This is a genomic window from Enterococcus sp. AZ109, from assembly GCF_051714625.1.
GTDB lineage: Bacteria > Bacillota > Bacilli > Lactobacillales > Enterococcaceae > Enterococcus_A.
In genome coordinates, this window is record NZ_JBIOSF010000001.1 from 1,826,613 (window position 1) to 1,842,775 (window position 16,163).

Genomic DNA, 16,163 nt, shown 5'->3' on the forward strand with positions numbered 1-16,163 from the left:
CTACATCTTCGATTTTAGCAGATTTATATTTTTTTACCCTATTAGTAGCGATTTTCGCTACTAATTTTTTTGTGTGTTTTGGAAATCGAAATACAATATCTGCTGATTACGAATTTAACACAGGGAGAGTTTTCATTAGAGGGTCTTAAAGAACTGTATCGACTACGATAGGAGCTCGAAACTGTCTATAGTATCATTAAAAATTGGATGAAGTTAGAAGAATTTAGCGGGATATGCAAACGTCTGATTCTACGAGATAATCTATTGTTGTGTCTAGTTTTATAATCTTGTGATGCTTTATATCGTCGAAATCAATGAATAGAACAAAATCGCAAAAGAACAATACAAATATGAAATGAAGCGAAATGCTGGTATTTCCATTGGTATCATAAAAACTTATTTTCTTCAATCCATCATGGGTAAAACAGAAGAAAAAATGAAATCAGTGTATTGAAGAAATAGGAAAGCTGATTGTCAAACATTTAGTACCTATCCGACCAAACCGAACCTCTAAGAGACAAACGCAGTGAACAAATCCAGACGATCTAACTAATATACTTACTGAAGTAAAAAACTTATGTAGAGGTTTTATTTAGTCATGCCATAAACCAGAGAATAAGCTAGGAATAGTAAAAAGGTGAAAAATCCTCTGACTATTCCTGGCTTTTATTTGGCAATACGCTTAAATTGATGACACGGTCTAAAATACGAGTGCGCTAATAGTTTCTATTTTGCGTTTCCTTTGGTTCCCAATCATTGATTATTTCGAGAATTGTTTCATTATGTCCTTCGTATTTTTCTACACCGATGCGATCCAACGCTGCTATAGCGAAAGCAGACATTTTCCTACCCCAAAATAATGTATGATCTTCTGCAATCTTGTAAAGACACGCAATTTCACTCTCTGATGCAGAGCCACGTTTGATAATATCACCAATGTCTGCAATTTGCTGATAGTGATTTGCTTCGGCATTAAGCATATCGATTCAACTCCTCTAAACTATTCATTTTTTTCGGCATATCTTTCTGCTCCTTTCGGACAAAATCATGAAGGCAATTCAATTTAATAAGCTACTTAAAATTATTGAAATCAATACTTTTGAGTAATTCTAAGTCTGGAAGGTAGATATCGTCGTCGATGTGTTTTAAGTATTCAGGGAAACTGATAATGTCCACCACAGTAATTTTATCTTGCTCATTTACTTGTGCCTCAATCATATAATTAGCTGCATCCTTAGGAATATCAATTTCATCAAGAAAATCGTTTTCTTCGTCACGTTCAAAATCATCTAAGATCATACTCCTAATTTTTTCATAAAAGGCACATCTTCTATCAAATCTTGGTAGTGTAATACCTAGGCAGTAGTGAGGTTGTTCTAAACAGTAACGAAAGGCCTCTTTTTAATAGATTTGCTACTTGAAATTTATCTGATTAGCTTTATACTTCTTTGTTATCGTATAACACAGCATCAATCAATAAGGAATCATACTCGATTTTATATAAATCCAATAATTGTCTAATATAATTCATCTTGCTCCAGTTAGACAAAGAACTATAGACGTATAAACCTTCAGTTATTTCACTGTGATCTGTGCCTGATTCTTTTGAAAAGATTCCTTCTAAACCATTTTGACTATCTATTTGAGACAGTTCAATCATGGGATTGAGGTTATTTTCCGCTAATTGTTTAACTATATTAATGAAAAATTCTTTCCAAGTAGCTACTACTTGATATTCATCATTGATAAAGCTGTAACCTTTTATTTTATAACTTGTGAATCGTTGCTCACCGTCAAAGACAAACATCTCAGTTTCTTGCGAAGAAGGAACATAGTTGGTCTCTGGATAAGGCCAAACTTTCAGAGCAATTTTAGAAAGTTCCTCAGTTCTTAAAATAATTTCTTCTTCTCCCCATTTCTTGGCATTTGCTGGGATTTTATTCAGATTTACAAAATGGCTGTCCTTAAATCCTTTCTCCATCGTCTGTTTTTCTTTAAAGGGTTTATTACTATAATTTGAATTATATCCTGTGAGTGTTAAGTTGCCTAAACGATTGAGATAGGTCTGTTGGACATGTAAATAATTTTTACCAAGCTCACTCTTCCATTCTCCACTTAAGTGACGTGGCATTATATGTTCAATCGAGTACTTTTGAGCTTTTATCCCTTGATAAATTTGTAAAGCTTCGACGTGATCAAAATTTTCCAGCCGCTCAAAAAAGTATGTTCGAAAAGAAGAGTTTATACTGTAGAAATCATTGGTGCGAAGCTTCTCTATAACATCTTGATCATCTGGTAGTTTAGCTGTATTCGTTTTAGACAATAAAATATAACTCAATATATCTTTTAAGGTTATATTATCTTTACGCTCAATTTTCATCATGTCTCTATACAGTGTTGCGATTACCTTATTAAGTGAATTTGATGGAATTTTAGCGATCATCCTTCTCGCAATATAAGTTTCTAAAATAGTTAGAATATCAATTACTTCATCACTCTGGATTTCCTTTCGATTAAAATCGTGTAGAATCGCTAATACAAATGGTCGGATGACCGTTACCTGTAATTCATTGAACCGATTCAAAATACTATCGATTTTATGATTTCCAGTAGAAGCTTCTAATATTTGCTGATAAGCAAAGGAATAATCTGAAAGTTCATCGAAAAGGGTCTTTTTAGTCTCGCAATTGATTCTGTAGAACTCAATAAACGTTTCGTAAACTTTAGCTATCGTAGGATACTTCCCATTTTTCAGAGTGAGATAGTCTCTGAAAAATGTACTCAATTGAAAATGAGTTCGTTCTTCTATTGGTTCCCAATAATTTTCAAAGTAAAATTGCTGTTCTTCTTGTTTTTCATTCATCAATAAAAAGTTTCTTACTTTATCAGCATCTGTTAAATCAACACCTGTTGAATTCAAACTTTCAAAAATTAATTGTGGATCATCTTCAGGTGAGTTAAGATTGACAACCATCACTTGCAGTTTTTCGATTGAATTCATTAACATATCTAAATCTATTGAAATTTTTTCTAGTTGAGAATAAAAGTATTCATAGTTTGCTGTGATATTAGAGTTTTTGATGAAGAATTTTTCGTCCTTAAACAACTTCTTGTATGCCTTATAATCTCTAGGATTAGGTTTTAATTTGTAGTTGTCAACCTCTCGACTGAAACTGTCAACTAAATATGCCGCCTCGAGATTATTTGGATTTACTCTTTCACCATAGATTTGTTGATTTTCCATCCAATTTCTCATAGCTAATAGTAATAAAGAGGTTGTCGTCAATCTTTGCTGACCATCAATAATAATAATTTCTTGAGATAAATCACCAGGCTTTACCACAATGCTTCCAAAAAAATGGGTTTTCTTTTGTTCTTTTTCCAGAGTGATCAGGTCCTCAATTAGCCGTTTACAATTCTCTTTTTTCCAATCGTAGTTACGCTGATATACAGGAATGATAAGCTTAGTCGCACCACGTAGGTACTCAGTTAAATACCTTACATTTCCTTCCATAAAGTAAATCTCCTTTTTTAAAATAATTGATAAACCAATCACATTCGAATCAATATTTTCGGCAAATCCGCTGATTCTATCACAGGGAAATTACGGACAGTTAGTCTCAATATTCCAAATAAAATGTGCCCTATTATTTTTTATAAATTATCCAAGATTATCGAAAGCGCATACTAATTATATCATAATCAAAATTCTTTTCTTAGATTTGCCTTTGTTAGACTTAACCATTCAATATTTGATTTTAGTCAATATCTTTACGATGAAACAGTTTATCAAAAATACCCGAGCGTACTCGTTTGATTAATATGTTGAAAGTTACTTACTATACAACTACGAAGACTTAATAAAATCACAGAACAACTCTTTCACCTTTGATATGCAAGTTCGATTCGCTCTTCAAAATTCGGAAAAAATCTGATAAAAATGGTACAAAAAGTGCCTAGCAAACAAATTGCTAAGCACTTTTTAGATTCTATCGGTTTTTGTATTCTCAGTTCTTATCTATTCCACTCCCAACGCCTTAAACACGGCATCTTCTGGAGTCTGATAAAAGATCAAATTAAAAGTACCCATCAATTCAGGTGGAACTGTTCCTAAATCAGCAGCACTGGTCATTGGCACCAATACTTTCTTTGCACCCGCATCTTTGGCAACCTGCAAACAGTTAGCTAAATTAGATACCTTTATCATTGATCCGCCAATTGTGATATCCCCTAGAATAACTAGGCTAGGTAAAACAGCCTTATTCAAAGAAACAGAACAAACTGCGATCATTGTTGGCAACGATAAAGTTTGCGTCATTCCAATTCCATTCATATCTTGAACATGAACAACATAGTCTTTTGTTGTTAAACTGATCGATTGACTAATGCTGCCTGAGTTTGCCTTCAGATATTTGTAGGCCGAATCCATTGCTTCTTTTGCGCCAGCATCCGATCCAATTCCCGTTCGTTCAAATTTGCCAGTTCCTGAAGTCATCTGGGTTTCTAGTTTATACGTACCCAATTGTCCAGTTTTTCCGTAAGATACAGTGTACAAATGCCCCGGCTTGCCCAATCCTTCCGAAATTAACGTACCACCACCTTGTTCTGGAACGGGGACATACTCTTCTCGTTCTTCTGCTAAATCAATATAAGAAAAATTGACATCATAAAATTCCATTCCGCCGATTTTCTTTAGTTGCTCTTTGACTCTGCGGCGCATTTCAAGGGCAAAGCGTAAAACTTCTTCCACATCAGCTTTTTCAAACTCTCCATCCGGATAAAGTAATTTCATCATACCTGAGACAATCCGACGAACAGCGATCGTATCACGCTGATTTAATTGCGCACCTAATTTGAAGTATTTATCGAAACTATCACTAAAGCTAAGTTTGCGAAATTCCCGCATCACTTCAGAGAAATAATCTGTGATAAAGCCATAATCGTTCGTGAAAAAGTCCGGACGATATTTAGGAATTTCCCAGCCTGGCAAGTAGCAATGCATCCGATCTAAGAAGGCTGAATCATTTCCCATCACTTCTGGAAAAGGTTCGAATAAATTAGAAGTCTTCAATATGACATCGACACTTTGATTGATATTTCCAACGAATACCATTGAAGCCGAGGCATTCTTTTCTTCTTTTCCTCTTGCAAAAGAACCCGAAGCCATATAATCCTTCATAATTTGAACACCATCGTTATCCTTAAACTTGATCCCCGCTACTTCATCGAAGGCAACACAATCCCACATACCTACAAGTCCCATAGTACGGCTGGCCATATTGTAAAAAAGATTCGCCACTGTTGTTTGACCCCCGGAAACAAGAATAGAATTAGGGGAAATTTCTTTGTACACATGGGATTTCCCGGTTCCCCGTGGACCAAGCTCACATAAATTGAAATTATTTTCAATCAAAGGAATCAATCTTGCTAGATGCAGCCATTTAACTCTCTTATCGAATTGAGTCGGCTCCATTCCGACAGAGCGAAGAAGTAAATCAATCCATTCATCTGTTGTAAATTCCTTGCGAGCCATTTTGTAATCTTCGATGTTCAATCCTGGCATTTGAATCGGATCAACTTTTTTGGCAACAAAAGGACTGTTCCAACGATCGTTTTCATCAAACCAATATTCCATCGAAACGATACACCAAATGCCACCACCAAGTAAACGATCAAACTTTTTAGGGTATTCGTCACTAATTTGAACACCTTTTAATCCCAAATTAGAAAACTCAGCCTCGTAGCAATCTTTCTTTTCATTCAAATGAACAGTTACTTTATCAATAACTGTATATCCACCCAACTCACGAATTTTTGCTTTTACCTTTTCTGCTTCATCTGGGCGAACGTAATTACGCGCCAAGATATTTTTGACATTCGTTACACCTTTTTCAACAAGCTCTGGATCTAAAGATGAAGCATACATTCCTAATAGGTACTCAAGAACATAGACTGGAACATTCGCTCCCTCTTTTATTTTTTTGGTCAAATCTTTCCGAACGATCTTTCCAGGAAAGAATTCAGACAGCTTCAATATTTCCCTTTGTTCCAACATAATTCCTCCATTTAGTCCATTCCGATAATACGTAAAGTATATCATATTCTTAAGAGAAGACTTGATCACATAGCAGAAAAAAGCACCCACAGTAAAATTGTGAGTGCTGCTAACTTAAATATCAAAATCAAACGACTGAGCAAATGGATTATCAATGATAAATTTGATTCGTTCTAGTTGGTTGTTCTGCTGATTCTTAATGACAAGATAGTAATTATCTTCCACCAAATAGCGACGATTTACAAATTCAAAAACAAATTTTCTAAAACGCTGATTCGGATCTTCATCCTTCGAATCGGCTGTATAAGTGATCTCATTAGATATCCGTTCTCCCTGCTCATCTTCAAAGTACAGCCAATAAGATACCGGATCGTACAGATCACTAATAGCTTGTTTTTGGTAAAATTCTAACGTAGTCGATAAGCCAGTAATTTTTCTGCTAGTAGTCATTAAGTCTACTGTTACTGGTTCCTTCGCATTACTACCTCTTGCAGCAGTAATTTCTAATACTGGTACAAGCATCTCCTGAATAGAAGAACCGCCGTGAACATAGTTTTGTCCTCCGCCAGCTTTTTTAAAGATGCTGGAGGTAACAGGTACACAAATATTTCTAGGATCATCATTACCTAGAGCAGCTCCTAACGAATAGTTCTTCGTTCCTGCTTCTTGATAATTTTCTTCACTGATAATAAAGCGTCTTTCCACCCGATCGCTCTTTTGGATAGAAGGATTCTCAATTTTATCCGCTTCTTCGACTTTTCCACGACGATAAATAAATCCATGATCGGCAGTCAAAACGAACCGGTAAATACTGCCATCATTATGCAGGCGCTGGATCACGCGGAAAATTTCTTCAATCGATCGTTCACAGGCGTCAAAAACTTGTTTCTCATTCGCATGGTCTCCAGTTTTATCTACTTGATCGTGATAGACATAAATCACTGTTTTTCCGCTGAAGGTATCTCTCAATTCATTTTTGTTCATAGTAGAAATATCATCATAGTTCACAGCAATCGCAGTTGAATTTTTCTGCTGCAAAATAGCATTACGATTCGCTAGCCCATTCGTCTTCTTACTATCTGCTAATACCTCAGTACCATCAGTATAGGTTAACTGATTGTGGGGTAATAGTGCTGCTTTACCGAATTCAGTAACTGAAGGCAGGACGGAAAGAAAGCTTTGCATTTTTGCAGTATATTTCTTTTCCCGTTCCACTTTACGCTTTAGGTTCATACCTAATTCATAACGGAAGGCATCCGAAATAATCACCACTGTTTTCACTGATCGATTAATTACGGCTTGATTATAAAAGTTGCGAATGGATGGACGATCCCCAAAGCTAAAGGATTGATTCCAGATTTGTCCTGCTTGATCTAGGAACTTAGAATAGTTGGCTTCTACTAAGCGTCCTAGCAGCTCATACTGTTGAACATCCTCAACATGATCACTATTCCAAATAAATTTTCGGTAATGAGTATCAATCCAGAACAATTCTTTCTCGTATTGATCCAGCAAGTTATCCATGCTCATAGATAACTTTATTCGATCCTGATCGACAAGATAATAAGCATGTTTCAACATCTGGTATTCATATCTATACGCTGCTGCAAAATGCATCTTTTCTCTTTGCTTCAAACTATCAAGAATCGTTTGTCCCGCAATCTTAGTAGTCGTATCCGATGAAACTAACCGCTCGCCATAGAAGCGTAGAATCTTTTCATGAATTGCCGGAAATACATCAGCTTCAATTAAATCATCGATTTTAATAGATGCTAATAACTGTTCTCCATCAATAGATTTATAGACAGCTTTCGATAAATGATCGAAACTCTCCATATAGCGTGTGTCATTCATAAACTGATCCATAAACGTAACTATATTGCTTCTCAAATGAAGAACTTCAAACTCTTTGTATTTCTTCGGCATTTCCAAATCAATTTGATAATAGAAATAGTTTACATACAAACAAATAGCCAATTTTTCTAATGTCGGCTGCTTGTCGGAATAACCAAATTTTAGTTGAACAAATTCCCAGAATCTGTCGGTTAGCTGATATTTATCGAGCTCCGTCAAAGGATTCTCATTTCCCTCTGTGAATCGTTTCAATACTTCTCTTAAAAGATCATTTAAACGAATGCTCTTAGACCTAAGCAAGACAGCTATCATAATCAGTTCGATCGACTCTGACTGAGCAATTCCATCACGGATGCTAAAATCACCGAAGCTTTTCATCCGATCCTTCGCATTGAAAAAGGCACTATATTTTTCTATAATCGCATGAAATTTAAGAGGAATAGCTAAATCGTTCATGATAATCGCTAGTCTATCCGCACTAAATTCTTCTGAGTACATCATCGTGCTTAGCAGATGATTGTCTTCATCTTGATCATCCCACCGAGAAAACGGTGCGTAAACCAAATAATTCGATTCCAGATCCTCAAACTCTAAACGTCTCTTCGCTTTAAATTGTGCATTTTTTTCTAAATGATAGATTTTCGCATTCTGAATGGTTAATGACTGAACTTCTTCAAGAAAATCTTGGTTGGGATCAAACCAAAAAACAATCTTCCGTTGACCATAATCAGGAAAGCGTTGATTCAATTTTTCTTCAATTTGCTGCAAATTTGTATCTGCCATAAACTCCACCTAATTATTTCTTTTTGTATCACTATATTGACACATCTTACGTGATTTCGCACGCTATTTCAAAGCAAAAAAGAAAGTTGCCACAAAACAACTTTCTTTTCTTAACTATTTTTTCGGTTCCTTAACACCTTTTGCAAGAATCTGATACTTTTCACCGGTATCAGGATCACGCTGCAACTTATCGTAATTGACAATTACCCCATCATCCAAATCTAATTCGATTCGTTTCAATGCCAAATGTCCTAACTTTTCATCGTATTCGCGAACTTCTTTTAACTGCTTTTGAATTTTCTCGATTTCTTTTTTCATAGCATTGATTTCTTTTTGATTTTCGCTAGTTGAGATTTGCTGCTGGCGTAATTCAATCCGATTATCATAAGCCTTTTGCAGTTCGTGTAAATACTCTGTCCGCACTTTACCTAGTTGGTCAGGAGTGTAACGGTGCAAATACATTAACGCCTTGAATCCATTTTGCTTACCGGAATCTAACTGCCAATAGATTGGACGATTAGAATAGGTTTTCAGATGATCTTTGTAGAAGTCTTTTACAAAATAGCGACGAATTATTTCTCGGCTAGTTCCTTTTCCGCCTAAAGTATCTGCGATAAACTGTAGATTCTCCTCCAGCGTTTCTTCGCCAAACGTGACTTCAACAAAATCGATAAAGCGATTGACGATATCGAATTCACCGTCTTTGAAATATTCATCGTCGGTAATCAGTAAGACGTTATCTTTGTCGGGTTGGAACTTTCTGTAGCGTGAAGGGTCCCAGTCGCCTCCAGCGTAGATCAAGCCTTCCTCATTCAAGGAATAGCGTCCAAAAATGACCCCAATTGAGTATGATATCAAGCCTTTAATATCTACAATCATTTTATTGCAGTATAAACTGATATCATTATCAGAAATTTCCGAAGTCATTACATTTTGTAATCCGTACATATTAATGAATACATCATTTAAAAATTTCTCATTCGATTTCAATTTTTCTAAATTCGTTTCCACTTTTTTAGTCCACTTTTTCCAACCATCTGAAATTAAACAAGTTGATAAGCTAACTATATGGTTTATTTTAAAATCCCATGAAGTTTCAAATGAATCCCAATCATCTTTTGAAATTTGGATATTTTGTTCTACTACCTTATCAATCTTGTCTTTTTCTAATGTATTACTTTTGATAGGCAAAGAACGTATGTCTCCAATTTGAAAATGCATAGTTGGCGCAATAAATTTTAGCATGTGTTCTATGGGCTTGGAGTTTAGTAAAGCTAATAAATATTTCAGATTTGAGAAATCCGAAAAGATAATTGCCGGACTAACGTCGTCGAAATAAACCTCAGATTTATCATATCTAAATGAAGGTTTACCCGTAGATATACCAGACCAAACAATATGAGGTTTCCCATAATATTTTGAGGCTCCCATTCCTGACCCTTCAAATTTTCTAAGTTTCTGAGCATTGTTTTCCCAAAGAATTACATTTTGTGCGTTTCCGTACCATTTCCTATATTGCCCTCCTTTAGCATATTTATTCCATTTCCCACTTTTAATGTCTTTTATATTAACTTCGTGCCACAGTCGCAAAAATCTATCATTTGCCCCAGTAAAAATTCCTTTACTAACCGCCTCAGAATACTCAGATATATCATTTGAATTTCGAAATGCATTAAAAAATTCTATCCCTATCCAATAAGCTATCGGCATTCCCGGTACACTTTTGAAATTGGTTTGATTAATACAGAACTTATTTGTATGGTTTCTATTATTAATTGTGTCTAAATAAGCCTTTTCTTTACTGATTTGTGAGGTATATTCCACTAAGCGAATATAAACCCCTTCATATAGTTCGACACTTTTAGGATGCAAGATAAAAGTTGTAGTTTGAACCACTTCACCACCAATTTCTTCAAAAGCACGCGGTCCCAAATTTGCCATGTTAATGATTGAAGTCTTATCTATTATTTTATTGCGTAATTTCCCATAACTTGATAGAAACATCCAAGCTTGCTGTGTGATCATGCCACAATATCCTAGATTATCTGATAAATATTCACATTGTTCAATAAACATTGCAAACAAATCACTTTTACTAACAGGATAATATCTCTTTGCAAAACCAGAAAGAATTTTATTCATACCACTACTTCCCATGTATGGTGGGTTAGTTACAACTACTTCGTATTTTTCTGATAACAATCTGGCTACGGTCAACATATTTACTAACTGAAACAATTTTAGTATATCAATTTCCGCAAATAATCCATTCGTTTGTTCTTGTTGAAATTTCTTAAGCTTTTCCATCAACAACTCATAATCAAAATTCTCTCCAATCTTAATTAATGACCCAAAATCTTTACCATTCGTAAAATACTGTATGATTTGCACTAAATTATTATACTGTTCCTCATCGTTGAAAGATTGCTTAACAGAATCTAAAAAATCTTGATCCTGCTGTAACTCTTTAGATTCGGGAACATCAAAGACATTTGGGTTAATCTGACGTCTCAATAGTTGCCGATTGTATTCCCGCCCCTTCATCATCAAAGCAAAATAAGCAAGTTGTTTTGCCCGTTTATCAATATCTAAACCAAATAGATTTTTTTCTAGAATCAGGATAGCTGCTTCTTTAAATGAGTATCCTTCATTTTCATACAGTTGCATAAACAACTCAAAAGCATAAACTAAAATATGACCACTACCCATAGATGGATCAATAAAATGAATGTCTTCTATAGCATAGTTAGCTTTTTCTTGTTGCTCCTTTTTAAGCTCGATAATCACGTTCTCAGGTTGCTCTGCAGTTTCCAAGTAATAGATCCAGTTAAAACTTTGAGCGATTTCTTTCTCAGATCGTGTATCACCTTTACCTAGTAGCTTTTCGATATAAAAACGACCTAACGAATTTTCTACCATATAGCGGACAATCCAGTCTGGTGTAAACAATTGTGTCGCTGCTGGAATATCTTGCTTTCTAATCTTCTGTGAGCTTGGTCGAGAAAATACTTGATCTTTCGGCTCACTATTATAATACTGATACAACCAACCAATAATTTCTACCTGTCCACCTTGTTGAATATCAAAATTGGCTTCAGGTACATTCAATAGATCAACAATCACACCATCTTGTTTAATGTATGAAGCAGTGAATAGTAGCTCAGTATAGTCTTCTACCTTTTCGAATAGTTCAGGTAAATAGTCATTCAGCTGATTACAAATCTTTGTAAAAACCAATCGATAAAGTCTATCCATTGCTTCTGCAGAATTATCATTTTTCCACTGCTGAACTTGTTGCTGTTCATTTGAAGATAGTTCTTCATAGATATCAGCATCATAAATATCAGTGATAATATCTGGTTCGGTTTTTCCATTCGTTTCACTAGATAATACTCGATAAGTATCTGGTAAGTAGTCATTGACTTCCATAAAACGAATAGCAATCAACCGATTGAACCATGTGTAAGCAACTTCTTCGACTAATTCTTGAAATGCTTCTTTATGGGAAGTTACGGCTGCTCGTTTGTTCAACTCAGCAATTAACTGATTTCGTTGAGCAATTTCTTTTCCTTGAATCCGTAGGCCAGATGATTCTATCTCTTGTAAATTTGAGTCAATTTGTTTTGCTGATTCGATTCCGTTCTCGCTGATCCCTAAACGTTTAGCTTTAGTTGAAACTTCGTCTATCAGCTTTCTTCGAGCGCTAACAGCAAAGTTCTTAATTGCTTTTTTATCCATCTGTTCTTTCCTTCCAAATTTGCTTCGAAAAAACAGGCATCCTTCACTATGCCTGTTTTTTTCTAAAGCTGAATATTAATCTCTACATTTTCTCCCAGTTGTGCTTTTAACTTTCGATTGATCTCCGCCGTTAATTCGTCTATATCCGCTTCTGTCTTAATGGTTCTGACATGAACATTCAAGCTTCTTAAAGGTACAGTCTTTTTCTCAACTTTGGTGATTTCTGGTTCAACTTCTGGAGTTGGATCAGGTGTATCTTTATTCACTTCTTTAACTTTGTTAGCTGCTGCTATCTGTTGGCGTGCTAATTCTTCGTTTCGTCTACGATTTTCTTCTTGGTCAAACATCTGGTTGAATCTTGGAAATTGTTCTTTCACATTGAATGATAAAAACTTAAGATCATCAATTGCATCTGCTTGCTCAATCTTTTCTTTCAATTCTCGAAAAGCTGCGTCAACTTTTGGTAGAAACTCATCTTTGAATTCTTTGCCTTCCAACAACTGGAACGTAGCCCTTTTTTCTTCTTCTAAAGTTTCTAGAATTTCCTGACTTTGCTCCTCTAAAAGTTTTAGATATTCGTTAGCGAACTGTTCGCTTAATTCGTTAAGCGTACTAATATCAGAATATGGATCAGCTTTTCTGAGTATTTTTTTCATATCTTCCATTAATTGATTAATGTCAGGATTAGAGGTTTGGCTCCGGCTTTTTTCAACTTTATTAATGTTGTCTTGCACACGTTCCCAAATCCGTTTCTGCGCACTGCCCTCTTTATGGAAGCTCTCTATTTTCTCGTAGGTTTCTGCCCAATCATATAGTTCCTCACGATACTTTTTCACTGTGTTAAAGAAGTCTTCAACGTTCTGGGTGTTCATGATTACTTCAAGATACTTTTTGTTTTCTTCGTAATCATGAGCACTAGGATACGAATAACGTGAGCTAGAATAGTTAAACGCTAAATTGTCCAATTGTACTTTTGTCAGCTTTTTGAAATTAGTCATTGTTTGCTCATTATTGTTTTCGTCAACAATACTGCTGCTTCGGAATAAATCACGACCAATTTCGTCAACGAGTTTCTTCGCTTTCGAGGAAATGACTACGCTTGGTTCAATTTTGATCTTTTCACTTTCGCGTCTTTTTTGGATAATAGCAACATTTGTATTAGCATCGCCCATCCGAGACATTGGAACATTATTATAAAGCAAATCTATTTTTCCAGAGACAAATAGTTTAGCTATACACCATTCGACATCCAGCTCATTAAATCCGTAAGGTTGTTTTGTTTCAAACCGGTCACGAATGCTTTTCATTGTGATGGTCAAATGATTTTTCTTTTGATCAGTAATAAAATTAAATATTTCTTGAACAGCTAATTTGTTGGATTCATCTTCAAACATCCCGTTATTACTTTCTCTAAGCAGGTGAATGATATCTTCTTTTTCTTTTGGTGCATCAATTTCACTTAGTTTGTGATAAACTTCATCCGCCATTTTTTGAAGTGCTGTTTGGAACTTGCCTTTGAAATCAGAACCTGGTAGTTGAATCTCAGCTCCATTGTAGAAAAATTTCGCTGCTTTCAGCAACTCGTTTAATTGGTCATTTAAACTAGCGCTTAACTCTTGCAGTTCTCCTGATTTTTCAGAACGAATCGCATCAAAATTCTTCACAACACTAGTATAAGTGGTGGTTAGGTAGTGATTCATTTTCACGTAAGTCGCCAGGTCTGCTTTGAATTCTTTATCGTTTGGCAATTCGATAAATAGCAGATTACGTGAACTTCTAAGTGCTATTAATGCATCATCCCCTGCTAAATCTGAATAAGGGGAAAGAAAGTTCACTGTCATATCGGCATTTGTTACTTGTTTATACGGGCGCTGATCCAATACTTGTGCATAAGTAAAGGTGTAGCGATTTTTAAACTTGTTTCCGCCGGCCATTCCTGCTTTCTCGTAGGCGAAGCTGTTGCGATCAAGTACACCATCGAAAATCCGTTTAGACAATTCAACAACTAAATCGGTATCGCTAATATTTTGTTTGTTAATCTCGCGAGTAATCTCCTGCTCTTCATCAGTTTGGAAGATATAACTATCTAAATTCTTTCTAACGTAGTTCTGCTTGATTAATACTTCTAGAGCTTCTTCTACCCGTTTCTTTGTCGCCAGACGGTCTTCGCCAATATCTCTAATCATCAAACTTGTAATATTCTCTACATTTGGTTTGATTGCATTGTCGACATATTTAATCATGAAGAGAACACGTAAAACATTGATATTAAAGTCATCAGTATCGGTGGGTCTTAAGACATGAGAGTTGTCACTTGCTTGCGTAATCACTCGGCTAATCGCAGTATCAATCCAGCGTTCCAAAGAATAATAAAACTGGTCTAAAGAAACTAGCGCAGTTGTTTCATTTTCTTTGTTTCGTTCAGCAGCCTCTTTAAACATTGCTAACAGCGAACGTTCTCCTGATGATAAGTTTGATCCCTGGTAACTGTGATTACGAATTTCGGTCAAGATTTGTCCTAGTAAAATAAATTGATAAGGAACAAATGGATAAACCTCTGCAAAATTTTCTTCATTCTCAAATAATTTCAATTCTGGACTATCGACAAAAAGCAATTTATTCTTTAATTCAGTTTCAACAGTTCCATATTCTAGTTTCAACGTGTCACTAGCATATTCTTTTTTCTTCAGAATACGTTCTTTGATCACTTCATCCGCATTGGCTGAAGACAGACTAACAGTTGTTGCAAAACGATCTTTGATTTTTGAAAAATCATTGTCAGAGTTATTATCAAAATTGGTTACATGATCAATTGCTTCTTGACTGGTAACCAGTACCCAGGCTTTTCCTTCACAGATACGGCCCAAGTCTTCGACTACTGTCTGTAATTGCAGAGTCAGTTCCCGATTTCCTCCAATATATTGACCAACTTCATCGACTAAGAAGGCAACATGGCGATCGCCATCTTTTGAATCAAGATAATCCTTCACAAGTCTAGCAAAGTCATCGATACTAATCAGGTATTCTCCTGCAGCTTTCTCTAAGAAATTATCAATCGCACCTTCACTCATGAAGTCTACTTTCAGTGCAGCTTCTTTGATGTCATCTTGAATCCAGTCAAATTCGTGACGTTCTGCTTCCCACTCCATGCCGTTGATCTCTTCAAAAGCGGCTTTAAAACGATCATATTTTTCTTCTTTGATTAGACGGCGTTCAAAATCTGCCAGATGTGGGATCGTACTTAACCCTTGCATCTCATTAAAGACTTTTAAAAAGACGTTCACAATCCCATTTTTGTCTTTCTTACCGCCAGCATCACTTTTAGAATCGATATTAAACAAAATAACATCTGTATTTATTTGAGAACACCGCTCCATAGTAGCCAGTGTCATTGCATCTTTAATTTTTCCGTCTTCTTTAAAGTAATCAATTGCTTTCTTGCCGCCAACTTCTCGATTCGCAAGCAGGTAGGAAATAATTTTTAAGAAGTGCGATTTACCTGAACCAAAGAACCCCTGAATCCAGACACCCATTTTGTCAGTAGGTTCATTGATACTTCTTTGATACGCATCAAAGATCGTTTTAAAGTGTTTTTGCAGTTCTCTCGTTACAACATATTCTTCTAGCTCTTGCTGAACATTTTCTTCTTTTGCTTGACCAACTTTAATAACCCCTTGGATATTCCGATCAATCGGTTTCGCAAAAATATCCTTAATCAACATATTCTCTCCCG

Annotated in this window: 7 protein-coding genes; all 7 read right to left on the reverse strand. The window is 35.6% G+C overall.

What is annotated here, in order from left to right; translation table 11 throughout:
• Positions 1-716 precede the first annotated feature (716 nt).
• Complete coding sequence (locus IGI42_RS08685) at positions 717-980, reverse strand: hypothetical protein (protein WP_438715447.1); 264 nt, start codon at positions 978-980, stop codon at positions 717-719.
• 91 nt (positions 981-1,071) lie between these two features.
• On the reverse strand, positions 1,072-1,299 hold the full coding sequence (locus IGI42_RS08690) for a hypothetical protein (RefSeq protein ID WP_438715448.1): 228 nt from the start codon (positions 1,297-1,299) through the stop codon (positions 1,072-1,074).
• A gap of 139 nt (positions 1,300-1,438) precedes the next feature.
• Positions 1,439-3,514: a DUF262 domain-containing protein gene (locus tag IGI42_RS08695; RefSeq protein WP_438715449.1), complete on the reverse strand. Its 2,076-nt coding sequence runs from the start codon at positions 3,512-3,514 to the stop codon at positions 1,439-1,441.
• A 504-nt stretch (positions 3,515-4,018) separates the two neighbouring features.
• On the reverse strand, positions 4,019-6,055 hold the full coding sequence (gene brxL / locus IGI42_RS08700; RefSeq protein WP_438715450.1) for a protease Lon-related BREX system protein BrxL: 2,037 nt from the start codon (positions 6,053-6,055) through the stop codon (positions 4,019-4,021).
• Positions 6,056-6,169: 114 nt separating this feature from the next.
• Entirely contained in the window at positions 6,170-8,692 is a 2,523-nt protein-coding gene (pglZ, locus tag IGI42_RS08705; protein WP_438715451.1) for a BREX-1 system phosphatase PglZ type A, read from the reverse strand.
• Positions 8,693-8,806: 114 nt separating this feature from the next.
• Positions 8,807-12,430: a BREX-1 system adenine-specific DNA-methyltransferase PglX gene (gene pglX, locus IGI42_RS08710; protein WP_438715452.1), complete on the reverse strand. Its 3,624-nt coding sequence runs from the start codon at positions 12,428-12,430 to the stop codon at positions 8,807-8,809.
• A gap of 62 nt (positions 12,431-12,492) precedes the next feature.
• Positions 12,493-16,152 carry a BREX system P-loop protein BrxC gene (gene brxC / locus IGI42_RS08715; RefSeq protein WP_438715453.1) on the reverse strand — a complete coding sequence of 1,220 codons (3,660 nt, stop codon included), beginning with the start codon at positions 16,150-16,152 and terminating at the stop codon, positions 12,493-12,495.
• Positions 16,153-16,163 lie beyond the last annotated feature (11 nt).